27 protein-coding genes are annotated in these 22,916 nt (G+C 53.7%); 20 read left to right on the top strand and 7 right to left on the bottom strand.

Translation table 11 applies throughout. The features are described from left to right. Positions 1 to 37: 37 nt before the first annotated feature. Together B3B59_RS13525 and B3B59_RS13530 are read right to left on the bottom strand one after the other, a co-directional pair. A complete protein-coding gene (locus B3B59_RS13525; RefSeq protein ID WP_286809269.1) occupies positions 38 to 1,432 on the bottom strand; it encodes a hypothetical protein in 1,395 nt (464 codons plus the stop codon). 201 nt (positions 1,433 to 1,633) lie between these two features. Beyond that, the gene (locus B3B59_RS13530) at positions 1,634 to 2,470 is read right to left on the bottom strand and encodes a flagellin (protein WP_046884856.1); all 837 of its coding nucleotides are present in this window, start codon (positions 2,468 to 2,470) and stop codon (positions 1,634 to 1,636) included. Between the two features lie 378 nt (positions 2,471 to 2,848). Between B3B59_RS13530 and fliD the strand changes: the two genes are divergently transcribed. The 4 genes from fliD to amyA are packed head-to-tail and all read left to right on the top strand — an operon-like array spanning position 2,849 to position 6,605. Further along, positions 2,849 to 4,267 (top strand): flagellar filament capping protein FliD, encoded by a 1,419-nt coding sequence (gene fliD / locus B3B59_RS13535; protein ID WP_286809270.1) that lies wholly within the window; start codon positions 2,849 to 2,851, stop codon positions 4,265 to 4,267. Between the two features lie 13 nt (positions 4,268 to 4,280). Beyond that, positions 4,281 to 4,685 carry a flagellar export chaperone FliS gene (gene fliS / locus B3B59_RS13540; protein ID WP_046884854.1) on the top strand — a complete coding sequence of 135 codons (405 nt, stop codon included), beginning with the start codon at positions 4,281 to 4,283 and terminating at the stop codon, positions 4,683 to 4,685. A 5-nt stretch (positions 4,686 to 4,690) separates the two neighbouring features. Further along, on the top strand, positions 4,691 to 5,065 hold the full coding sequence (gene fliT / locus B3B59_RS13545) for a flagella biosynthesis regulatory protein FliT (protein ID WP_046884853.1): 375 nt from the start codon (positions 4,691 to 4,693) through the stop codon (positions 5,063 to 5,065). A gap of 52 nt (positions 5,066 to 5,117) precedes the next feature. Further along, on the top strand, positions 5,118 to 6,605 hold the full coding sequence (gene amyA / locus B3B59_RS13550) for an alpha-amylase (RefSeq protein WP_233802885.1): 1,488 nt from the start codon (positions 5,118 to 5,120) through the stop codon (positions 6,603 to 6,605). A gap of 41 nt (positions 6,606 to 6,646) precedes the next feature. Here the strand turns inward: amyA and yedD are convergent, their stop codons facing one another. Both yedD and fliE read right to left on the bottom strand, forming a co-directional pair. Next, positions 6,647 to 7,060, bottom strand: coding sequence for a lipoprotein YedD (gene yedD / locus B3B59_RS13555; protein ID WP_286809523.1), 414 nt, complete (start codon positions 7,058 to 7,060; stop codon positions 6,647 to 6,649). 69 nt (positions 7,061 to 7,129) lie between these two features. Continuing rightward, positions 7,130 to 7,444 (bottom strand): flagellar hook-basal body complex protein FliE, encoded by a 315-nt coding sequence (fliE, locus tag B3B59_RS13560; protein WP_040074974.1) that lies wholly within the window; start codon positions 7,442 to 7,444, stop codon positions 7,130 to 7,132. Positions 7,445 to 7,673: 229 nt separating this feature from the next. Between fliE and fliF the strand changes: the two genes are divergently transcribed. From fliF to rcsA, 14 genes are all read left to right on the top strand, one after another. Then, complete coding sequence (gene fliF / locus B3B59_RS13565) at positions 7,674 to 9,356, top strand: flagellar basal-body MS-ring/collar protein FliF (protein ID WP_046884852.1); 1,683 nt, start codon at positions 7,674 to 7,676, stop codon at positions 9,354 to 9,356. Then, positions 9,349 to 10,344, top strand: coding sequence for a flagellar motor switch protein FliG (gene fliG / locus B3B59_RS13570; protein ID WP_040074972.1), 996 nt, complete (start codon positions 9,349 to 9,351; stop codon positions 10,342 to 10,344). The genes fliF and fliG overlap by 8 nt, the downstream gene beginning before the upstream one ends. Beyond that, positions 10,337 to 11,047: a flagellar assembly protein FliH gene (gene fliH / locus B3B59_RS13575; protein WP_046884851.1), complete on the top strand. Its 711-nt coding sequence runs from the start codon at positions 10,337 to 10,339 to the stop codon at positions 11,045 to 11,047. The genes fliG and fliH overlap by 8 nt, the downstream gene beginning before the upstream one ends. Continuing rightward, positions 11,047 to 12,417: a flagellar protein export ATPase FliI gene (fliI, locus tag B3B59_RS13580; protein WP_046884850.1), complete on the top strand. Its 1,371-nt coding sequence runs from the start codon at positions 11,047 to 11,049 to the stop codon at positions 12,415 to 12,417. The genes fliH and fliI overlap by 1 nt, the downstream gene beginning before the upstream one ends. A gap of 21 nt (positions 12,418 to 12,438) precedes the next feature. Next, positions 12,439 to 12,882: a flagellar export protein FliJ gene (gene fliJ, locus B3B59_RS13585; protein ID WP_040074969.1), complete on the top strand. Its 444-nt coding sequence runs from the start codon at positions 12,439 to 12,441 to the stop codon at positions 12,880 to 12,882. Continuing rightward, entirely contained in the window at positions 12,879 to 14,090 is a 1,212-nt protein-coding gene (fliK, locus tag B3B59_RS13590; RefSeq protein WP_286809272.1) for a flagellar hook length control protein FliK, read from the top strand. Before fliJ ends, fliK begins: the two co-directional genes overlap by 4 nt. Before the next feature lie 106 nt (positions 14,091 to 14,196). Next, complete coding sequence (fliL, locus tag B3B59_RS13595; protein ID WP_040074967.1) at positions 14,197 to 14,664, top strand: flagellar basal body-associated protein FliL; 468 nt, start codon at positions 14,197 to 14,199, stop codon at positions 14,662 to 14,664. A gap of 4 nt (positions 14,665 to 14,668) precedes the next feature. After that, positions 14,669 to 15,673: a flagellar motor switch protein FliM gene (gene fliM / locus B3B59_RS13600; RefSeq protein ID WP_040074966.1), complete on the top strand. Its 1,005-nt coding sequence runs from the start codon at positions 14,669 to 14,671 to the stop codon at positions 15,671 to 15,673. Further along, complete coding sequence (fliN, locus tag B3B59_RS13605; protein ID WP_040074965.1) at positions 15,670 to 16,083, top strand: flagellar motor switch protein FliN; 414 nt, start codon at positions 15,670 to 15,672, stop codon at positions 16,081 to 16,083. The genes fliM and fliN overlap by 4 nt, the downstream gene beginning before the upstream one ends. 1 nt (position 16,084) lies before the next feature. Continuing rightward, a complete protein-coding gene (fliO, locus tag B3B59_RS13610) occupies positions 16,085 to 16,459 on the top strand; it encodes a flagellar biosynthetic protein FliO (protein WP_286809274.1) in 375 nt (124 codons plus the stop codon). Then, complete coding sequence (fliP, locus tag B3B59_RS13615) at positions 16,459 to 17,196, top strand: flagellar type III secretion system pore protein FliP (RefSeq protein WP_040074963.1); 738 nt, start codon at positions 16,459 to 16,461, stop codon at positions 17,194 to 17,196. Before fliO ends, fliP begins: the two co-directional genes overlap by 1 nt. 9 nt (positions 17,197 to 17,205) lie before the next feature. After that, positions 17,206 to 17,475: a flagellar biosynthesis protein FliQ gene (gene fliQ, locus B3B59_RS13620; RefSeq protein WP_040074962.1), complete on the top strand. Its 270-nt coding sequence runs from the start codon at positions 17,206 to 17,208 to the stop codon at positions 17,473 to 17,475. An 8-nt stretch (positions 17,476 to 17,483) separates the two neighbouring features. Further along, positions 17,484 to 18,278, top strand: coding sequence for a flagellar biosynthetic protein FliR (gene fliR, locus B3B59_RS13625; protein WP_040074961.1), 795 nt, complete (start codon positions 17,484 to 17,486; stop codon positions 18,276 to 18,278). A gap of 283 nt (positions 18,279 to 18,561) precedes the next feature. Beyond that, positions 18,562 to 19,185 carry a transcriptional regulator RcsA gene (gene rcsA, locus B3B59_RS13630; RefSeq protein ID WP_046884848.1) on the top strand — a complete coding sequence of 208 codons (624 nt, stop codon included), beginning with the start codon at positions 18,562 to 18,564 and terminating at the stop codon, positions 19,183 to 19,185. 78 nt (positions 19,186 to 19,263) lie between these two features. Here the strand turns inward: rcsA and dsrB are convergent, their stop codons facing one another. After that, positions 19,264 to 19,452, bottom strand: a complete 189-nt coding sequence (gene dsrB, locus B3B59_RS13635; protein WP_046884847.1) for a protein DsrB — start codon at positions 19,450 to 19,452, stop codon at positions 19,264 to 19,266. Positions 19,453 to 19,578: 126 nt separating this feature from the next. On the opposite strand from dsrB, the gene yodD reads away from it, so the two are divergent. Together yodD and B3B59_RS13645 are read left to right on the top strand one after the other, a co-directional pair. Beyond that, positions 19,579 to 19,806: a YodD family peroxide/acid resistance protein gene (gene yodD / locus B3B59_RS13640; protein WP_046884846.1), complete on the top strand. Its 228-nt coding sequence runs from the start codon at positions 19,579 to 19,581 to the stop codon at positions 19,804 to 19,806. 298 nt (positions 19,807 to 20,104) lie between these two features. Further along, positions 20,105 to 20,917 carry a mannosyl-3-phosphoglycerate phosphatase-related protein gene (locus B3B59_RS13645; RefSeq protein WP_286809275.1) on the top strand — a complete coding sequence of 271 codons (813 nt, stop codon included), beginning with the start codon at positions 20,105 to 20,107 and terminating at the stop codon, positions 20,915 to 20,917. Here B3B59_RS13645 and dgcQ read toward each other — a convergent pair. Beyond that, positions 20,902 to 22,590: a cellulose biosynthesis regulator diguanylate cyclase DgcQ gene (gene dgcQ / locus B3B59_RS13650; RefSeq protein ID WP_286809276.1), complete on the bottom strand. Its 1,689-nt coding sequence runs from the start codon at positions 22,588 to 22,590 to the stop codon at positions 20,902 to 20,904. The two genes, B3B59_RS13645 and dgcQ, sit on opposite strands and share 16 nt — an antisense overlap. Before the next feature lie 116 nt (positions 22,591 to 22,706). Continuing rightward, positions 22,707 to 22,889: a YodC family protein gene (locus tag B3B59_RS13655; protein WP_040074953.1), complete on the bottom strand. Its 183-nt coding sequence runs from the start codon at positions 22,887 to 22,889 to the stop codon at positions 22,707 to 22,709. Positions 22,890 to 22,916: the final 27 nt, after the last annotated feature.

Below are 22,916 nucleotides of genomic sequence, written 5' to 3' on the forward strand. Positions count from 1 at the left end.
CCAGATCGTCGTTATGCTGTTTTCCCTTTTGAGGGAATTAGTGATGATATTTATGCTTGAGCGACGCTAAATATTCTGCACTGGCGCGGTTATTTCTCTCATTAACCCAACAGAAAGCCTCAGTTTGATTCTTGCTACTGAGTAGAGAGTCACAATCAACCCGGGAGATTTGCATCTGTTCCGATCCCGTAAAGGTGTCGAGAACGGCAAACAGTGCCACCGGATCAAGACCGTAAGTGGCGTTCCCATTTTTAAGATTGACGTCAATAAACCCGGCGACCCGATCAAGGTAACGTTGGGTCAGCTCAACAGGATTCGCATAGATAAAGCCTGGGGAAATCTCCTCCCAAAACGGTGCGGTTTCACTGTGTAATAACATGAGTGGCGTAGTTTGAGATGCCCAGCGTTGACGCATTAATGTATTGGCATTGAGAGCAATAATCGGCGTGGCGAATTTTTGCAGCGCATGTCGCAGGAAAACGATTCGACGGCAGGCGTAGTAAACGGACATCGCCTCATGATCTGGAATCTCTTCGTGGGTGGCAGAAATATGGAGTTCAGGCAGGCGCTCACGCAGTGACATTACGCTCTGTTTGACCTCCTCATCACAGTTGAAGAGATGAAGATGGACATCCAGCACATCGCGGTTGGTTTCATAAACCGAGTACAGCAGCGGTATCGCGTGTTCGAAATAGTCATATTTATCGCAGGCTACCAGAACCGTCGTTTTACTGTTCGACGTTTTTGCGATCCATTCTGCGTAATCGCCATCAGAAATTTGATGCTCGCGCTCATTGAGGGGTCTGAAATCGATATAGGAATCGGGTATCCCCCCCAGTTTGTAGATGCCGCAGGTGATCATTAACAACGCCATTGGGTCTTCGCCAATAAGCGAAGCATCTTCAGTCAGCGCCTGAATCACCACCATCGCCTGGTTGTAATCATTTTCCATCAAACAGATCAGCAACAATATTTTCAGGACCGGCCCTGACTTACTGACTAGCGAAAGATTATTATTGATTAAGAAAAGCGCAGAGGAAATTTCGTTAATGCGGAAAAGAATCTGAATAGCGGCAACCAGATAATTTACGTTACTGTCGCCTTTCAATGCGGCAACAACAAACTCAATAATTCGGGGATTTAATTCAGCAGAGAGCCGTTGACGCTCTTCTGATTCAGCCTCGTCAAGGGCATAGTTCGCCAGTACGATTGCACAGAGAAGATGCTTCAACGCCTCTTCTTTTTCTGGCTCGAGCTCCGTCCTCACTGCGCGTATCTGGGGTTCGAGGCGCTCGAAATGGGGGCTTTTGAAACTGAAGATCTCCGCGACGATATGCGTAGGCATAACGTCTGTTTCGGGCAGTTCAATCAGTCTGGTAAATAAATTGCGATAAAACTGACGCATAGCCCGGCTTCGTGCAAATTCACTCATCGTAATAACTCATCGGTAAATGTCGTCAGACGACTAAAAAGAGGGTTTTACGCAGAGTAGCACCCGGCAATACGGGCCTATGAAAGGAAAACGCTGTGAATTGCAGTCTTATTTTGCACATTACGGAAGCGGGTATTCGGACTCAATGCAATAAAAAAAGGTTGCTGTTTCCAGCAACCTTTTTTGCACTTACCGCGTCTATTAACGCAGCAGGGACAGCATTGCCTGTGGAACCTGGTTTGCCTGAGACAGTACAGAAGTACCAGCCTGCTGCAGGATCTGTGCGCGAGACATGTTGGAAACTTCGGTAGCGTAGTCTGCGTCCTGAATACGGGACTGTGCAGCAGACAGGTTAGAGATAGAGTTGTTCAGGTTGTTGATGGTAGATTCGAAACGGTTCTGAATCGCACCCATGTTTGAACGAGCAGTATCGATTTTGCTGATTGCGTTGTCAGCTGCAGTGATGAATGCTTTAGCAGAGCTGTTGTCGGTGATGGTACCGGTCAGGCCAGCGTCGAGGCTGGTAGCTTTAGCATTGATCAGCGCGCCAGTGGTGATAGAGATGGTGTCAGTTGCACCAGTACCCGCACCCACCTGGATGTTCAGAGACTGAGTCAGGCTACCATCAAGCAGTTTTTTACCGTTGAAGTTAGCTGCGCCAGCGATACGGTCGATTTCACCCAGACGCTGAGTAATTTCAGTGCTCACAGAAGCGTAGTCAGTAGTACCGTTGGTGTCGTTCGCGGCCTGAACAGCCAGCTCACGGATACGCTGTAAGTTGCTGTTGATTTCGTTCAGGTTGCCTTCAGCAGTCTGAACCAGGGAGATACCGTCGTTGGCGTTACGCGCCGCCTGGGTCATACCCTTAACCTGAGCGGTCATACGGTTAGCAATCGCCTGACCAGCAGCGTCATCTTTAGAGCTGTTGATACGCAGACCAGAGGACAGACGCTCGATAGCAGTGCCCAGGGAAGACTGAGATTTGTTCAGGTTGTTCTGAGTGGTCAGGGACAACAGGTTAGTATTGATAACGGCCATAATATTAATTCCTTAAACAAAAATGGTTTCTAGGTCGGTGCCTAACACTCACGGCGTCTCTCACCGTCAACAAGGTTATCGACGTCCCGGCAACAGACTTTAGAAAATATCTTATAAAAAATTCAAATTATTGTTATTTAAGGTATTTTTTTATTTTATTTCTTATGAAGCCCCGTCCGCGGACATCGCCATAGCTCAAATCGTTCATTTTTCACGCTCAGAAAAAAACCGTAAAGCAGATAACGCGCGTTAAAAACCTGACGCTATAAAAGCATATAGAGGTGTTTTTTTTGCCCGATTAATTTTTTCCATACAGCGTAAACTTTTCATCATTTTGGCCGATATAGGTCTGAAACAACCATTGGAAAGGAATAAATTATGGCCACTATTAGCAACCTTGGGGTGGGGATGCCAGGTTTGCAAGATCTGTACGATAAGTTACAGGCTGCGGAAGAGACGAAGTTAACGGCTATTGCCACACAGAAAACGAAATATGATGCGCAGATTACCGGTTACGGCAAACTGCAAAGCGCGCTGACCACTCTGCAAACTGCTGCGGCTAAACTGGCCAAGACAGATACATGGAACTCAACATCTGTCACCAGCACCAATACTGCCTTCGCAGCCACCACGTCAACAAATGCCAACGTTGGCGAATTTACCATTAATGTCAGCAAAATTGCCAAAGGTCAGGTACTGACTACCGCACCGGGCACCATTGATAGTAATACCAAACAGCTGGGTGAAACCACGGCGGGGAACAGTCGTACCATCACCATTACCCAGGCTGGCGCCGACAGCAAACCCTTAACCGTGACGCTGGCCGATGGCGATACCTCCCTGAATGGTATTGCTAAAGCCATTAACGCGGCCAACGGCAACGTCTCTGCAAGTATTGTGAAAGCAGATACCGGCGATTACCGTCTGATGCTGTCATCAAAAACCACGGGTACCGACTCGGACATGACGGTTACCGTCACCGGGGACGACACGCTGAATGCGGTGATTGGCGGAGCGGCACTTAATGAACAAGTAGAATCACAAAACGCCGTCGTCAACGTCAATGGCATCGATATCATCCGTCAAAGTAACACCGTAACGGACGCTCTCCCTGGGGTCACCTTAACCCTGAAGGCGCCAAGTACCGCCGATGAAACGCTGTCTGTCACCCGCTCTACCGACGATAACAAAAAAGCCATAACTGAGTGGGTTACTGCTTATAACTCCCTGCAATCTACCATTACTTCTCTGACCAAGTATGTCCCGCCAGCAACAGGTGCAACGGCTCAGAACTCCGGTAACGGCGTGTTGATGGGTGACAGCACTATCAGGGGAGTACAGTCAGATCTGCGTGCTTTATTGACCAATGTCCAGACAGGTTCTTATGCGATTATGGCGCAACTGGGTATCACCCAGGACCCGTTGAAGGGCGCTGACGGCACGTTTGGTAATCTGAAGATTGACGATAAAAAGTTAACTCAGGCGCTGACAGACAATCCGGCTGGCGTTCAGGCTTACTTCGTCGGGGACGGTAAAACGACCGGTTTCGCCACCCAAATGAATAACAAACTGACAGATATGCTGAGCACCTCTGTGGGTAAAGAAGGTGTTATTCAGAACGCGAAAGACGGAATCAACGCCACACTGAAAACAATTGGCCAACGTTATGACGCGATGGAACTGTCTATTGAAGCCACAATGGCCCGGTATAAAAAGCAGTTCAGTGACCTGGATTCACTGGTCACTAAATTTAACAGCACTGCGTCTTACCTGACCTCGCAGTTCAGTAGCAAATAAGAAAGGAACCGATATGTATAGCAATTCTGGTGTACAGGCCTATCAAAAGGTAGGTCTCGAATCTGCCGTTTTGAGTGCCAGCCCGCACCAGTTGGTTGTCATGCTGTTTGACGGTGCTTATAGCGCGCTTGTAAGAGCGCGCCTTTTTCTTGAGCAGGGGGATATTCCTGCGAAAGGGGAGGCGCTTTCAAAAGCCATCAACATCATCGACAATGGCTTAAAGGCTGGCCTGAACATGGAAGTCGACAGCGACTTACCGGCTAATCTCGCCGCGCTATATGACTATATGGTACGCCGCTTACTACACGCGAACTTACGTAATGATGTCGAGGCGATTGTCGAGGTTGAGGGTTTATTGAATAACATTGCGGACGCGTGGAAACAGATCGGCCCCAATGCTACCTCCATTTCAGGATAATCTTGATGAATAATCCTAGCACTGCTCTTCACAACTGGCAGGCCCTACATGCCCTGAGTATTGCCATGCTGAATCTCGCACATTCCGGCTCCTGGGATGAGCTGGTTCAAAAAGAGACAGAGTACGTTAAGTTAGTCGAAAGCATCGGACAGAATTCGATCTCATCCTGTCCGCCAGCGCAAATTGAGCAGGCACGTTTTCTGCTGGAAAAGGTGCTGCAAAATGAAACTGAATTGAAAGAGTTGTTATCGGCAAGAATGGATGAGCTGCGCAAGTTGATCACGCAAACCGGTAAACAACAATCTATTTCTACTGCTTATGGCAAACTCTCTGGCAATATTCTTTATCCAGAAAGCCTGACCCGCGACACCCAATTATGATTTCTTCATCCATACTCCAGAGGTCTGCCTAACGGCTTCTGGAGCACGGATGATGAAAAACCCCACCCTGTTACAACTCTTTCACTGGTATTACCCCGACGGCGGAAAACTCTGGTCTGAAGTAGCCGAACGTGCTGACGGTCTCAATGACATCGGCATCAATATGGTCTGGCTGCCTCCGGCCTGTAAAGGCGCCTCTGGCGGCTATTCCGTAGGCTATGACACCTACGACCTTTTCGATCTTGGTGAGTTTGACCAGAAAGGCTCGGTCGCGACCAAATACGGTGATAAAGCCCAACTTCTCGCCGCCATCGATGCGCTGAAACGCAACGAGATTGCCGTTCTGCTTGATGTTGTGGTGAACCATAAAATGGGCGCCGACGAGAAAGAACCGGTCCGCGTGCAGCGAGTGAATGAGCAGGATCGTACCCAGATCGACGATGAGATTATTACCTGCGAAGCCTGGACCCGTTATACCTTCCCCGCCCGCGCCGGGCAATACTCGCGTTTTATCTGGGATTACAAATGCTTCAGCGGCGTGGACCATATCGAAAATCCGAATGAAGACGGCATCTTCAAAATCGTTAACGACTATACCGGCGAAGGGTGGAACGACCAGGTTGACGATGAAATGGGCAACTTCGACTATTTGATGGGTGAAAACATCGATTATCGCAACCGCGCCGTGACGGAGGAGATCAAATACTGGGCGCGCTGGGTCATGGAGCAGACCGGCTGCGACGGCTTCCGGCTCGACGCGGTGAAACACATTCCGGCGTGGTTTTATAAAGAGTGGATTGAGCACGTTCAGGAAGTGGCGCCAAAGCCGCTGTTCATCGTGGCGGAGTACTGGTCTCACGAGGTGGATAAACTGCAGCAATATATCGATCAGGTTGAAGGTAAGACCATGCTGTTCGATGCCCCGCTGCATATGAAATTCCACGAAGCGTCGCTTCAGGGACGGGATTACGACATGAGTCAGATCTTTACCGGCACGCTGGTGGAAGCCGATCCCTTCCACGCGGTCACGCTGGTGGCTAACCACGATACCCAACCGCTGCAGGCGCTGGAAGCCCCGGTGGAAGCCTGGTTTAAACCTCTGGCGTATGCCCTGATCCTGCTGCGGGAAAATGGCGTCCCCAGCGTCTTTTATCCGGATCTCTATGGTGCCAGTTACGACGATACCGGCGGGGATGGCGAAACCTACCATGTTGATATGCCGGTCATTGAACATCTGGATAAACTCATTCTCGCCCGTCAGCGCTATGCACATGGGATCCAGACCCTCTGGTTCGATCATCCTAACTGTATCGCCTTTAGCCGCAGCGGCACGGAAGAAGATCCCGGCTGCGTAGTGGTACTGTCCAATGGCGATGAGGGAGAGAAAACAATCACCCTCGGCGAAAATTATGGCAACAAACAGTGGAAGGATTTTCTCGGTAACCGCGACGAGACCGTCATTACCGATGAAAGCGGCACCGGGGTCTTCACCTGCCATGGAGGCAGCGTCAGCGTGTGGGTGTTAGAAGAGGTGCTGTAGTAACGAGACCGGGTAGTGCTTGTGCCCTACCCGGCGCGGTTTTATGGCAGTTGGCTGGCGAGCGGTGCTTTCTCCAGCGCGTCAGCACACTCTACGGTAGGCCGGGTCACGCGTTCCAGCGTCATCCCATCGTACTCAAGCAGGCTGCCATCGCGTTCGAGAGAATAGATATCGAGCTTGCTGGTCACGTTGTAAAAATCATCTGAACGCAGCATGACTTTTCCCGTTACCGCAATCACCCGTTGCCACTGGCGACAATCCAGCGTATCGCCCTGCGGGGTCACCACCAGGGAAGCGATGGCCTCCGGGCTGACCAGTTTGCTCTGTGGCCCTTTCGTCTGCCAGTAGCCCGCCAGACTGGCCGGGACCGGATGTTTAACCACATCCTGATAGTTATCAACCTGCACACATCCGCTTAAGGCCAGCAGCGCACCAATAATTGCTATTTTTTTCATCATCTTTCTCACATGAGAAGAAAAAAATATTGTGGCATTAAAGCGATGAGGCCGCCAGCCTGATAAAACCTAAACCTGCATGGACATGACGTCCTGATAGGCCTGCATCAGTTTATTACGGACCTGAATACCCATCTGCATCGACACAGAGGCTTTCTGCATATCGGTCATCACGTCATTCAATGCTACGCCTGGCTCTCCCAGGGTGAATTTCTCTGCCTGGGTGCGGGCGGCAGACTGGGTTTCGCTAATGCGGTCCAGCGCGGCATGCAGCTGACCGGCAAAGCTCACGGTTGGCTGCACATCCGCCACGTTCTGATTACGGGCCGTCATTGCCGTTGCCTGCAACTGGCTGATAACGCCTTCAATACCCTGAATTGCCATGACTCTCCCCTGGATGGATTTTTACGCGCTCAAGAGTACCAGCCTGTCAATAAGATAAAGGCGCTAAATAGCGCGAAAAAACCAGGTTATTTGACGCATAGAAAATCCCGAATCATCAAATAATGACACAGCCATCAAATATGGAATTTTTGTCGTGTTTGCCGACCCGGGAGTCTGTTTTGTTTCTCTACACGAATAATGTAATCCACGAAGAGTCACGAGGTGCGCTATGAGTGCAACAGCAACAACAGCACCTCAAACTAAACCTCTCGAGTGGATGAGTCGCCTGCGCGCGAACCCAAAAGTACCGCTGATTGTCGCCGGTGCTGCTGCTATTGCTATCATTGTCGCCATGGTCCTGTGGGCCAAAGCCCCTGACTATCGCACCCTTTATAGCAACCTCTCCGATCAGGATGGCGGTGCCATCGTCACCCAATTGACCCAAATGAACATCCCTTACCGCTTCGCTGATAATGGCGGTGCGCTGGAAGTTCCGGCAGACAAAGTTCATGAATTGCGCCTGCGTCTGGCCCAGCAAGGTCTGCCGAAAGGCGGCGCCGTGGGCTTTGAGTTACTGGATCAGGAAAAGTTTGGCATCAGTCAGTTCAGCGAGCAGGTCAACTACCAGCGTGCGCTGGAAGGTGAACTGGCCCGCACCATTGAAACCCTGGGGCCGCTGAAAAGCGCCCGCGTTCACCTGGCCATGCCGAAGCCATCGCTGTTTGTCCGCGAGCAAAAAGCCCCTTCCGCCTCCGTTACCGTAAACCTGGAGCCTGGCCGTGCGCTGGATGAAGGCCAGATCAACGCGGTTGTGCACCTGGTTTCCAGCGCTGTTGCCGGTTTACCGCCGGGCAACGTGACCCTGGTAGACCAGAGCGGGCACCTGCTGACCCAGTCCAATACCAGCGGTCGCGATTTGAATGATGCCCAGCTGAAATACGCCAATGATGTTGAAAGCCGCGTTCAGCGCCGCATCGAATCTATCCTCGGCCCTATTGTCGGTAACAGCAATGTCCATGCGCAGGTCACCGCGCAGATCGACTTTGCTAATAAAGAGCAGACTGAAGAGCAGTATCGTCCGAACGGTGAAGCGTCGCAGGCGGTAATGCGTTCACGTCAGGTTAACGAGAGTGAGCAGATTGGCGGCCCGAATGCGGGCGGCGTGCCGGGTGCGCTCTCTAACCAGCCTGCACCGGCCAACACGGCACCGATCACTACGCCGGCTCAGAACCAGCAGGGTCAGCAGAATAATCAGCAACAGACGACGTCAACGGCGGCGAATTCCGGCCCACGCAACAGCAGCCGTAATGAAACCACCAACTACGAAGTTGACCGTACGATTCGCCACACCAAACAGAATGTGGGCGACATCGAGCGTCTCTCCGTTGCCGTGGTGGTGAACTACAAAACCCTGCCAGATGGCAAACCCCTGCCGCTCACCGCAGAGCAGATGAAACAGATTGAAAATCTGACCCGCGAAGCGATGGGCTACTCCGAGAAACGTGGCGACACGCTCAACGTGGTCAACTCGCCGTTCAGCGCAACGGACGAAACAGGCGGTGAACTGCCGTTCTGGCAACAGCAGACGTTTATTGATCAGCTGATGTCTGCCGGTCGCTGGCTGCTGGTTCTGCTTGTCGCGTGGCTGCTGTGGCGTAAAGCCATTCGCCCACAGCTCAATCGCCGTGCAGAGGTTATCAAGGCACAGCAAGAGATGCTCACGCAGCGTGAAGAGACCGAAGAAGCGGTGGAAGTCCGCCTCAGCAAAGACGAGCAGCAACAGCAGCGTCGTGCTAATCAGCGCCTGAGCGCCGAGGTCATGAGCCAGCGTATTCGCGAAATGTCAGATAACGATCCGCGCGTCGTGGCGCTGGTCATTCGCCAGTGGATGAGTAACGAAGAACATGAGTAATCTTTCCGGAACGGACAAAAGTGTCATCCTGCTGATGACCATTGGCGAGGATCGTGCGGCAGAGGTGTTTAAACACCTCTCCCAGCGCGAAGTTCAGATCCTCAGTTCAGCGATGGCGAATGTACGCCAGATCTCGAACAAACAGCTGACCGACGTGCTGGCCGAGTTTGAGCAGGAAGCAGAACAGTTTGCAGCGTTGAACGTCAATGCCAACGAATACTTGCGTTCAGTGCTGGTCAAGGCACTCGGCGAAGAGCGTGCCGCCAGCCTGCTGGAAGACATTCTCGAAACCCGCGACACCGCCAGCGGTATCGAAACGCTTAACTTTATGGAGCCGCAGAGCGCCGCCGACCTTATTCGCGACGAGCATCCGCAGATCATCGCCACCATCCTGGTTCACCTCAAGCGTGGCCAGGCGGCAGATATCCTGGCGCTGTTCGACGAACGTCTGCGTCACGATGTCATGCTGCGTATCGCCACCTTCGGCGGCGTGCAGCCTGCCGCACTGGCAGAGCTGACCGAAGTGTTGAACGGCCTGCTCGACGGCCAGAACCTCAAGCGCAGCAAAATGGGCGGCGTGAGAACCGCAGCCGAAATTATCAACCTGATGAAAACGCAGCAGGAAGAGGCCGTTATTTCGGCGGTGCGCGAGTTCGATGGCGAGCTGGCACAAAAGATTATCGACGAGATGTTCCTGTTCGAAAACCTGGTCGAAGTGGACGATCGCAGTATTCAGCGCCTGCTGCAGGAAGTGGACTCCGAATCGCTGCTTATCGCCCTCAAAGGGGCCGAACAGCCGCTGCGCGAGAAATTCCTGCGCAATATGTCCCAGCGTGCAGCCGATATCCTGCGCGACGATCTGGCCAACCGTGGTCCGGTACGTCTGTCTCAGGTGGAGAACGAGCAGAAAGCGATCCTGCTTATTGTTCGTCGTCTGGCCGAAACCGGCGAGATGGTAATTGGCAGCGGCGAGGATACCTATGTCTAACGAACTGCCGTGGAAGGTCTGGACACCGGATGACCTCGCCCCTCCCCTCGCGGAGTTTGTGCCTGCCGTAACGGCGACAGAGACGCCCGACGGCGAAGAGACCGACGTGCCCGAGCTTAGCGAAGAAGAGCTTAAGGCGCAGCAGTTAGCGCAGATCCAGATGCAGGCCCACGAGCAGGGTTATACCGCGGGCATGAACGAAGGCCGCCAGCAAGGGCACGACAAGGGTTACCAGGAGGGTCTGGCTCAGGGGCTGGAGCAGGGTCTGGCGCAGGCGCGTCAACAGCAAGCGCCTCTTCATGCCCGTATGCAGCAGCTGGTGAGCGAATTCCAGCATACGCTGGATGCGCTGGACAGCGTCATTGCCTCACGCCTGATGCAGATGGCGCTGGAAGCCGCGCGTCAGGTTATCGGCCACACGCCGCCGGTAGACAACTCGTCGTTGATAAAACAGATCCAGGGTCTGCTCCAGCAGGAGCCGCTGTTTAGCGGTAAGCCGCAGCTGCGCGTCCATCCGGACGATCTGCAGCGAGTGGAAGAGATGCTGGGTGCCACGCTTAGCCTACACGGCTGGCGTCTGCGTGGCGACCCGACGCTGCATCACGGGGGCTGTAAAGTCTCTGCGGATGAAGGCGATCTTGATGCCAGCGTCGCTACCCGCTGGCAGGAGCTGTGCCGTCTGGCAGCGCCGGGAGTCGTCTGATGACCGCGCGCCTCACCCGCTGGCTCACCACGCTGGATAATTTCGAAACGAAAATGGCGCAGCTGCCTTCGGTTCGTCGTTACGGTCGTCTGACCCGCGCTACCGGCCTGGTGCTGGAAGCGACCGGCCTGCAATTGCCGCTGGGCGCCACCTGTATTATTGAACGTCAGGACGGCGCCGATATCCGCGAAGTTGAAAGCGAAGTGGTCGGTTTTAACGGCCAGCGGCTATTCCTGATGCCGCTGGAAGAAGTCGAAGGCGTTCTCCCCGGCGCCCGCGTTTACGCCAAAAGTTTAACCGGTGACGGTCTGCAGAGTGGCAAACAGCTGCCGCTCGGGCCGGCGCTGCTCGGTCGCGTACTGGATGGTGCAGGTAAACCACTCGACGGCCTGCCTGCGCCGGATACCACCGAAACCGGGGCCCTGATCACCGCCCCCTTCAACCCATTACAACGTACGGCGATCGAGCATGTGCTGGACACCGGCGTGCGTCCAATCAACGCCTTGCTGACCGTCGGCCGTGGTCAACGTATGGGGCTCTTTGCGGGCTCGGGTGTCGGTAAATCGGTGCTGCTGGGCATGATGGCCCGCTACACTCAGGCCGATGTGATCGTGGTGGGGTTAATCGGCGAGCGTGGCCGCGAAGTCAAAGATTTTATCGAGAACATTCTCGGTGCAGAGGGGCGCGCCCGCTCGGTGGTGATTGCCGCCCCGGCCGATGTGTCTCCCCTGTTACGCATGCAGGGTGCCGCCTATGCCACCCGTATCGCCGAAGATTTTCGTGACCGCGGTCAGCACGTACTGCTGATCATGGACTCCCTCACCCGCTACGCCATGGCGCAACGTGAAATCGCGCTGGCGATTGGCGAGCCGCCGGCCACTAAAGGCTATCCGCCGTCGGTGTTTGCCAAACTCCCGGCGCTGGTAGAGCGTGCCGGTAACGGCATCACCGGTGGGGGCTCCATCACCGCGTTTTATACGGTCCTGACCGAGGGTGATGACCAGCAGGACCCTATTGCCGACTCCGCGCGCGCCATCCTTGATGGGCACATCGTGTTGTCGCGCCGCCTGGCCGAGGCGGGTCACTATCCGGCCATTGATATCGAAGCGTCAATCAGCCGTGCGATGACCGCGCTGATTAGCGAGAAGCATTACGCCCGCGTGCGTAACTTCAAACAGTTGCTCTCCAGCTTCCAGCGTAACCGCGATCTGGTCAGCGTCGGCGCCTATGCCAAAGGCAGCGACCCGATGCTCGACAAGGCGATTGCGCTCTGGCCACAGCTGGAGGCCTATCTGCAACAAGGTATTTTTGAAAAAGCTGACTGGGAAGATTCGATTCAGGCTCTGGAGCATATTTTCCCGCAGGTGTAACAGAGGTAGAGGGCGAAGGTCATGGCACAAAATAGCGCATTAACGACGCTGAAAGATCTGGCCGAAAAAGAAGTTGATAACGCCGCACAACAACTCGGCGCTATGCGTCGCGGCTATCAGCAGGCTGAGGAGCAGCTAAAAATGTTGATCGACTATCAGCATGAGTATCGCTCCAACCTCAACAACGATATGACACAGGGCATCGGCAGCCAGCGGTGGATCAACTATCAGCAGTTTATCCAGACGCTGGAAAAGGCGATCGATCAGCATCGCCAGCAGCTTGACCAGTGGAACCAGAAAGTCGATACGGCGCTCAATTTCTGGCGAGAGAAAAAACAGCGGTTACAAGCCTGGCAAACCCTGCAGGAGAGACAAGTGGCCGCCGCGACTCTGGCCGAAAACCGCCTTGATCAGAAAAAAATGGATGAGTTTGCCCAGCGCGCTTCAATGAGGAAACCTGAATGATCACACTGCAACAACTGCTCTCAAGCGATACCGACCTTACCGGCGGTGCGCTGGGCGGTAAAGCCGCCGACGGCGGGCAAGATTTTCTTGCTCTGCTGGCGGGTGCATTAACCGATGCGAAAGCGCAGGGCAAAGAGACGCCGCTGACGCTTAGCGATCTGCAGGCGGCAGGCGACAAACTGTCGAAAGCAGCGCTGTTAAAAGGCGACGAAAGCCTGGATGCCAGCGCCCTGAGCGATCTGCTGGCAAGTAAAGAGATTAAATTCACTGACGATAGCGTTCAGCAGGGCACGCTGCAGGGGCTGGTCTCTGGCCTAATGCCGGCGGGTAAAACCGATGTGCTGAAGACGCTGACGCAGGCGGTTAAAGAGGCCGATAGCAAAAGCGAGCTGAGCGATGACGAGCTGGCGGGCCTGAGCGCCCTGATGGCGATGCTGCCGCATCAGCAGCAGGCCAGCACCATCGCCGCGCCGAAAGTAATGAGCAGCGACGCCATTGCCGTCCAGGTTCCGCTGACGGGAGCGAGCGCCGGACGTCAACCTGCGCTGGAGACCGACGCCCAGCGCACCGGTAAACAGGTTGCTCAGGATCCGACCGTAGCGCTTCCGGGCAATAATCAGCTCTCCCCAGCCGTAGCGGCGGTCGCTACGAAGCACGAGGTGGATAGCACCCCTTCTCCAACGGTATCTGGCACGCCAACCGCCAGCATCGCCCCCGTACTGAATACCGCCAATGCCGCACAGCCAACCCTGGTTGCCGCGCCGGTAGTCAGCGCGCCGCTGGGCAGCCATGACTGGCGCCAGAGCGTTAGTCAACACATCACCCTGTTTACCAAAGAGGGGCTGCAGAGCGCCGAGCTGCGTCTGCACCCCGAAAATCTGGGTCAGGTGCAGATTTCACTTAAACTGGATGATAACCAGGCGCAGTTGCAAATGGTGTCAGCGCACAGCCACGTGCGGGCCGCACTGGAAGCCGCCATTCCGGTTCTGCGTACCAACCTGGCTGAAAGCGGTATTCAGCTTACCCAAAGCAGCGTGAGCAGCGAGAGCTTTGCCGGACAGCAAAATGCCTCGTCGCAGCAGCAGGGACAGGCTTCCCGCTCTGGTCATCAGGGTGGTTTTAATGAAGAGAGCGATGAGATTCTGCCAACCCCGGCCGCCTTGCAGTCTGCCGCCCGCGGTAATGGTGCGGTAGACATCTTCGCCTAAACGCCAGAGGTAGCGTGATTATCCTCGTCTTTTCCACGCTTTGACGCGGTAAGGACACGGGATAATCACTTTATTAGCAGTACCCGAAACAGGAAGCTCGTATCAGATGACTGACTCCGCTATCAGCAAAAAAAGTAAGCGTTCCATCTGGATCCCGCTGCTGGTGTTGATTACCCTCGCCGCCTGCGCGACCGCCGGTTATAGCTACTGGCGCATGAACAAGGCACCGACAGAAAAAGTAAAAGAAGAGATTCCGCCGCCACCTGCGCCGGTCTTCTTTGCGCTGGATACCTTTACCGTCAATCTGGGAGACGCAGATCGCGTCCTCTATGTCGGTATCACGCTGCGTCTGAAAGACGAAGCGACCCGCACACGTCTGAGCGAATATTTGCCAGAAGTGCGTAGCCGTCTGCTGTTGCTGTTCTCCCGTCAGGACGCATCACAGCTCGCGACCGATGAAGGTAAGCAAAAACTGGTAGACGCTATTAAGCAAACGCTGGCCGTACCGCTGGTATCTGGCCAACCTAAGCAGGAAGTCACTGACGTTCTGTATACAGCCTTCATTCTGCGGTAAAGACATGGGCGATAGTATTCTTTCTCAGGCTGAAATCGATGCGCTGCTTAATGGCGACAGCGATAAGAGCGATGATCCAACGCCAGGGATAGCGGGTGAGAGCGATATTCGCCCCTATGACCCGAATACTCAGCGTCGCGTAGTACGTGAACGTCTGCAGGCGCTGGAGATTATTAACGAACGTTTTGCACGTCAGTTCCGTATGGGGCTGTTTAACCTGCTGCGTCGTAGCCCGGATATCACCGTTGGCGCGATCCGCATTCAGCCGTATCACGAGTTTGCCCGTAACCTGCCGGTGCCGACCAACCTCAACCTGATTCATCTGAAACCGCTGCGCGGTACAGGTCTGGTGGTCTTCTCGCCGAGCCTGGTGTTTATCGCGGTCGATAACCTCTTCGGCGGTGATGGGCGTTTTCCGACGAAGGTCGAAGGTCGTGAGTTCACCCATACGGAGCAGCGGGTCATTAACCGCATGCTGAAGCTGGCGCTTGAAGGCTACAGCGATGCCTGGAAGGCGATTCACCCGCTGGAAGTGGAGTATGTGCGTTCGGAGATGCAGGTGAAATTCACCAACATCACCACCTCGCCTAACGATATCGTCGTGAATACCCCGTTCCATGTGGAGATCGGCAACCTGACCGGCGAGTTCAATATCTGTCTGCCGTTTAGCATGATTGAGCCGTTGCGCGAAGTGCTGGTCAACCCGCCGCTGGAAAACTCTCGTCATGAAGACCAGAACTGGCGTGAGAACCTGGTGCGTCAGGTGCAGCACTCACAGCTGGAGCTGGTGGCGAATTTTGCTGATATCTCAATGCGGTTATCCCAGATTCTGAAATTACAACCCGGCGATGTTCTGCCGATAGAAAAGCCCGATCGCATCATTGCCCATGTGGATGGCGTACCCGTCCTGACCAGCCAGTACGGCACAATCAACGGTCAATACGCGTTACGAGTAGAGCACTTGATCAACCCGATTTTGAATTCGCTGAATGAGGAACAGCCCAAATGAGTGATATGAACAATCCGTCCGATGAAAACAGCGGAGATATGGACGATCTGTGGGCTGAGGCGTTAAGCGAACAAAAAGCACCGGCCAGCAAAAGCGCGGCGGATGCGGTATTCCAGCAACTGGGCGGCGGCGATGTTAGCGGCACCCTGCAGGATATCGATCTGATTATGGATATCCCGGTCAAGCTGACCGTTGAGCTGGGTCGTACCCGCATGACCATTAAAGAGCTGCTGCGTCTGACGCAGGGTTCCGTCGTGGCGCTGGAAGGCCTTGCCGGTGAGCCGCTGGATATTCTGATCAACGGTTACCTGATAGCCCAGGGTGAAGTCGTGGTGGTTGCCGATAAATATGGCGTGCGTATCACCGACATCATTACCCCGTCTGAACGTATGCGTCGTTTGAGCCGTTAAGATGACGACACAGGCCACCGTATCACAGCCCTCTGCAGTTCCAGGCTCGCCGCTGTTGCAGGTGAGCGGCGCGCTGCTGGGGATTATCGCGTTTATCCTCGTGGTGGCCTGGCTGGCAAAACGCGTGGGTCTGGCCGGTAAAAACGCCGGTGCACGTGGCCTGAAGCTCAGCGCCAGTACCTCGCTGGGTCCACGCGAACGCGTGGTGATTGTTGAGGTTGAAGATGCCCGGCTGGTGCTGGGCGTTACGGCGTCAAACATCCAGATTCTGCACAAATTGCCGCCTGCGCCCGTTTCCACCGACGCAGCCGCAGAAGTTCCGGCGGATTTCCAGTCCGTTATGAAGAGTTTGCTTAAGCGTTCCGGGAGATCCTGATGCGCCGTTTGTTATCCCTTACGCTTGCAGGCCTTGCGCTGTTTGCTCCTTCCGTATATGCCCAGTTGCCCGGTCTGATCTCCACCCCGATGGCAGGCGGCGGCCAGAGCTGGTCGCTACCGGTACAGACGCTGGTTTTCATCACCTCGCTGACCTTTATTCCGGCTATTTTGCTGATGATGACCAGCTTCACTCGCATCATCATCGTTTTTGGTTTACTGCGTAACGCCCTCGGCACCCCGTCGGCGCCACCCAACCAGGTGCTGCTGGGGCTGGCGCTTTTCCTGACCTTTTTCATTATGTCGCCGGTTATCGACAAGATTTATACCGACGCGTATCAGCCCTTCAGCGAAGAGAAAATCTCCATGCAGGAAGCGCTGGATAAAGGCGCCCAGCCACTGCGTGAGTTTATGCTGCGTCAGACCCGTGAAGCGGATCTGGCTCTCTTTGCGCGTCTGGCTAACGCTGGCCCAATACAGGGACCAGAAGCCGTCCCTATGCGCATCCTGTTGCCAGCCTACGTGACCAGTGAGCTGAAAACGGCTTTCCAGATCGGCTTTACCATTTTTATTCCGTTCCTGATTATCGACCTGGTGATCGCCAGCGTACTGATGGCTCTGGGTATGATGATGGTGCCTCCGGCGACCATTGCCCTGCCCTTCAAGCTAATGCTGTTCGTACTGGTGGACGGCTGGCAGCTGCTGGTGGGCTCGCTGGCACAGAGTTTCTACAGTTAAGGGGCGGCCATGACACCCGAATCGGTAATGATGATGGGCACGGAGGCGATGAAGATTGCGCTTGCCGTTGCCGCCCCGCTGCTGCTGGTGGCGCTGGTAACAGGTCTGATAATCAGTATCCTGCAGGCCGCCACCCAGATTAACGAAATGACCCTCTCCTTCATCCCGAAAATTATCGCTGTCTTCGTGGCGATGATTATCGCGGGTCCGTGGATGCTAAACCTGCTGCTCGATTACATGCGTAATCTCTTCAGCAACATTCCTTACATCATCGGCTAGCACAGGCGATGCTGCACTTTACCAGCGACCAGTGGATCCACTGGCTTAGTCTCTACTTCTGGCCGCTGCTGCGGGTGCTGGCGCTGATCTCAACAGCGCCTATTCTCAGTGAACGCTATATTCCAAAGCGGGTGAAGATTGGCCTCGGGTTTATGATTACGCTTATCATCGCCCCGTCGTTGCCCCCCGTAGAGGTGCCCATTTTTTCTGCCGGGGCGCTCTGGCTGGCGTTACAGCAAATTCTGATTGGTGTGGCCATCGGCTTTACGATGCAGTTTGCCTTCGCCGCGGTACGTACCGCAGGGGAAGTCATCGGGCTGCAGATGGGGCTCTCCTTCGCCACCTTCTTCGATCCCGGCAGCCATCTGAATATGCCGGTACTGGCCCGCATTATCGATATGCTGGCGATGCTGTTGTTCCTCACCTTTGATGGGCATCTGTGGCTCATCTCAATGCTTGTAGATACCTTCCATACGCTGCCAATTGGCGGTAACCCCGTTAACAGCAACGCCTTTATGGCGCTTACCCGCGCCGCCGGAATGATCTTCCTTAACGGTCTGATGCTGGCACTGCCCATCATTACGCTGCTGCTCACGCTTAACCTGGCGCTGGGTCTACTCAACCGTATGGCACCTCAGCTGTCAGTCTTTGTGATTGGTTTTCCGCTGACTCTGACGATTGGCATACTGCTTATTTCGCTGTTAATGCCATTTATTGCGCCATTCTGCGAACACTTATTTGGTGAAATATTCAATCTCTTAGCCGATATAGTAAGCGAAATGCCAGCAAATACTAACCCGTAATTTTTATATTGTCTTTCTGAGGATATTCCTAAAATATTTTTAGAAAAACATCTTCCAGGATATATCTGGTGCGGTTTATTTGTTTTTATGCTCCTCACATTCCTCAACATTTACTTTACTTTGAGAAGATTCCTGGCAAATTATACGTAACTTTACGAGATAGTGAGTTCGCCTGAAAGTCCTTGTAATGCTCACAGGTTATTAGTTATTTCCATCCCGTATGGCTGTTTTGAGCTCTCAGGCTGGTGGTGAATTATCGTTACGCATTGAGTGAGGGTATGCCATGTCAACGATCATTATGGATTTATGCAGTTACACCCGGCTAGGGTTAACCGGGTACCTGGCTAGCAGAGGGGTAAAAAAGAGAGAAATCAACGACGTACACTCCGTTGACGAACTTGAAGCCGCTTGTGATGAATTGAAGCCAGGTGTGGTGTTTATTAATGAGGACTGTTTCATACACGATCCCGCTAACAGTCAGCAAATAAAGCAAATCATTAATCAGCATCCGAAAACTATGTTTATAGTTTTTATGGCGATAGCCAATATTCACTTCGACGAATATTTGCTGGTACGTCAGAATCTTCTTATAAGCTCGAAATCCATTAAGCCAGAATCTCTGGATGAACTTCTTGGCGATTATTTGAATAGAGCGATTAAGAATGTAGGAACAATTAATTTACCGACTTTATCATTAAGCCGTACTGAATCAAGTATGTTAAGAATGTGGATGGCGGGTCAGGGAACCATTCAGATATCTGACCAAATGAATATCAAAGCAAAAACGGTATCGTCACATAAGGGTAATATTAAAAGGAAGATTAAGACGCATAATAAGCAAGTGATCTATCATGTGGTACGTTTAACCGACAACGTGACCAACGGAATTTTCGTCAATATGCGTTAACCCTGTGCAATCTCTGGCTATGCCAGAGATTTTTATCTCTCCCCTTATCCGGGGCGGCCTCACTCCCTCTCGCAGCCTTTACTCATCGCGTTCAACAAAGATACCGTCGGGATGTCCCATCTCATTGAAGAACCAGATACCAAGCGGGTAATCCTCCAGCGAGACCAGATACATTGTCCCTTCATTAAAGGGTTCTACCGCCAGCACCACACCCGGGCGACGCGGCCCACCGTCCGTTTTTACCGTAACCCGATCGTTGACCTTCATACAATCCTCCTCTGGTTTTGAGCCAGTGTAGAACAAATTGCGTCTACTGGCAGTGCCCCTATGCACGATTGCCGCTTTTATCGGCAGTCTATACTTACGGGTGAATGCTTAAACGAGGTATATAAAATGAAGACCGCCAAAGAGTACAGCGACACTGCCAAGCGTGAAGTGAATATTGACGTCGATGCCCTGCTCGCCGCCATTAACGAGATCAGCGAAAGTGAGGTTCGCCGCATTGAGGGCGAGCCGGCACGGGTGATGGTGGATGGACGGGACTACCACACTTACCATGAACTGGCTGAAGCGTTCGAACTGGATATTCATGATTTTAGCGTGACGGAAGTGAACAGATAAAGCTGAAAAAAATCCCGGTCATGGGGTGACCGGGATTAAACTTGCTCATGCAAGAAGCACTTGAAAATTCGTTACACCAGGAAATCTGATGTCGGGGATTACCTTATCTGCAAATAATTTGCATGACAAGGAAATATCCTCTATCTGAATAGATGGTCTAAGTAACCTACATTTTGGTTATAAGTGTCAGGGCGCATGGCCTCTGGGTTTGATGGTAACGATCCCAAATACGGTCTTACTCATCGCGATTTTTTTTAAGATAAATCTTACTAACGTAGCTATTAACGCGGGAGACGCTATGCCTTCACTTCAGGATCCCTTGCTGATTTTCTCCGATCTCGACGGCACCTTGCTGGACATTCATACCTACAACTGGGCGCCTGCCGCCGACTGGCTTGAGAAGCTGCAAGAACATCAGATCCCGGTCATTCTGTGCAGCAGTAAGACCGCTGCTGAGATGCTGGCGATTCAGAGCGATCTGGGGTTAGATGGCCTGCCGTTTATTGCTGAAAACGGTGCGGTGATACAGCTGGACGCACGCTGGGATGACCACCCCGATTCGCCAAGGTTAATTAACGGCGCCCCACACGAAGAGATCGTCAGCGTCATTAATCAACTGCGCGACCAGCAAGGATTCAAATTCACCAGTTTCGATGACGTTGAGGTCAAAGTCGTGGGTGAATGGACCGGCTTAACGCGGGAGAGAGCGACGCTGGCGCGCCTGCATGAGGCATCAGTGACCCTGATTTGGCGCGACAGCGATGAGCGGATGGCGGCCTTTAACGAGGCGCTGGACGCGGTAGGGCTAAAGTTTGTCCAGGGAGCCCGCTTCTGGCACATCCTGGATGCCCGTGGTGGAAAAGATCAGGCCCTGCGCTGGCTGGCCGAACAGTACCGTTTACGCGAAGGGGTCGCCCCCGTCACGCTGGGCCTGGGTGATGGCCCGAACGATGCTCCGCTACTCGACAGTGTGGATTACGCTGTGGTGGTGAAAGGGATTAACCGACTTGGCGTCCCTCTGCAAAAAGATACCCCGGAGCGGGTTTATCACACCCGTCAGGAGGGGCCGGAGGGCTGGCGCGAAGGACTGGATCACTACTTCTCGTCCTGACTGATCACCCGGTTACGCCCGCGCTGTTTCGCCTGATAGAGCCGGGCGTCGGCAATGGATTGCAGTTGTTCAAATTCGTAATTGCCTTTTTCTCCGGCGCAGCTCACCCCAATCGAGATGCTAATACGTACCGTCTGACTCTTTTGCACCAGAATCTCCCGGCGGTTAACCCTCGCCCGGATCCGCTCAGCCACCTGAGATGCCTGCGCAAGCGTAGTATTGGGTAATACCACGCAAAACTCTTCGCCTCCTACCCGGCCGGCCACGTCACTCTCCCGGAGCGTGCTGACAATCAACCCTGCGGTATGAATCAGCACTTTGTCCCCGGCCTGATGCCCGTAGCGGTCGTTAATACTTTTGAAATGGTCGAGATCCATCTGGATCACCGAGAAGGGCTGATTCTGTCTCTGACAGCCGGCGGCCAGCGTTTTGGCCTGCTCAAAGAGGGCACCCCGGTTATGCAGACGGGTCAGGGGATCATGCCAGGCCTGCCACTGTAAGGTGTGTTGCAGGCTGTACATATTGCTCACCATACGGCGAATCACCAGCCATGACCCCACCAGCATGGCGGTAAATAGCAGCCAGAGAAGCGCCAGTACTACCGAGATACGGCCAAAATCTCCCTGCAAGCCTTCGTCCAGCCGATGCACGCGTAGCAGCACACCATCAAAATGATTCAGACGATGCCAGCTCAGGTAACGACTCCCCAGTCGCACTCCCCCTACGTTGTCGTGCTCTAGCGCAAAGGCAAGCTGCGCCCGCTCCCGTTCATCAAACTGACTGATTCTCTCTGCCTGCTTCACGGATGAGACAAGCAAGGTTAACTGATTGTCGTAAAGCTGGTATTCACCATCTTCGTAACCGTCCAGCGCTTCGCTTAGCATCTGCCCGACGGCCGTCACGGTAAAATCGATCGCCAGAACGCCATACCAGTACTGCTGATGATCGACAGGCACGCTGACGGTCACCGTCTGTTCATCGCCGGACCAGGATTGCGCGGGACGGGTGAACCAGCGTACGCCACGGCTGCTGTTACTGGATTCCGATTGCTGCGTAAACCAGGGGCTGGTCACTAAATGATAGTAACGGGACGGGATTGCGCCTCCCCAGTCGGCAATATTACTGGAGACATAAAACCCGGCGCGGGAGACATACATGATTCGCCTGGCAAGCTTTGCCAGCGGCGAGGTGATTCGCATCAGATACCCCACCTCAAAAGCCGCCCTCAGCTCGTCAGCAATAAGCATCTCATCGCGACGCAGACTGACTGTTTGCATCACAAACGCATCGGAAACACCGTTGAGCGGCAGCGTCCGGTGTTCATCGAAAGTGAGTTGCCATGAAGGCTGAGCGCTGATGTCCGAAAAGCGCGCCACGCTCTGACGCAGCAAACCTGAGATCAGCGGCGTATGCAGCGCGTCGTACATTCCATTACGGAAGAAAAGGAGTTTATCGACGCTGTATTCCAGTTGCCTGTCGAGCGAGTTAGCCACCGTTTCCAGATGGTTACGTTGGCTGGAGATGTAGGCATCTTCCAGCACCACCACTTCACGCCAGGTAAGGAGTGTGGAGAAGATCAGGACGGTAACAAAACAGAGTGTCACAATCCGGCCAGGATGTAGACGCTGACGTAAGAAAAACGGGGGTTTTCTTACCCTATTCTCATGCTGCACACACTCTCCATGATAACGATCTTACGGCAACGCGCTGCCGGCGGTTTCGCGAGACTTCGCGCTTAGCAGCGATTATAGCGTACGAAAACGCCCGGCATAGCCGGGCGTTGCGTGACCTAAGCCTGATCCTGGCTGCGGTAGCCGTCACCATGCTGGAGTTCGTCTTCACGAAACGCCTCCCGCTTGATGCCATAACCATCATACCAACGACACTCCACCATGCCGCTGGAATAGCCGGTCACGACCATACGCGGACCGCCGCTTTTAGGCTTAACTTCATCGCTGACCAGAAAGACCATAACTGCCTCCTTTATCAGTGCGAAACT

The organism is Leclercia sp. UBA2479, from assembly GCF_002341985.1.
Lineage (GTDB): Bacteria > Pseudomonadota > Gammaproteobacteria > Enterobacterales > Enterobacteriaceae > Enterobacter > Enterobacter pneumoniae.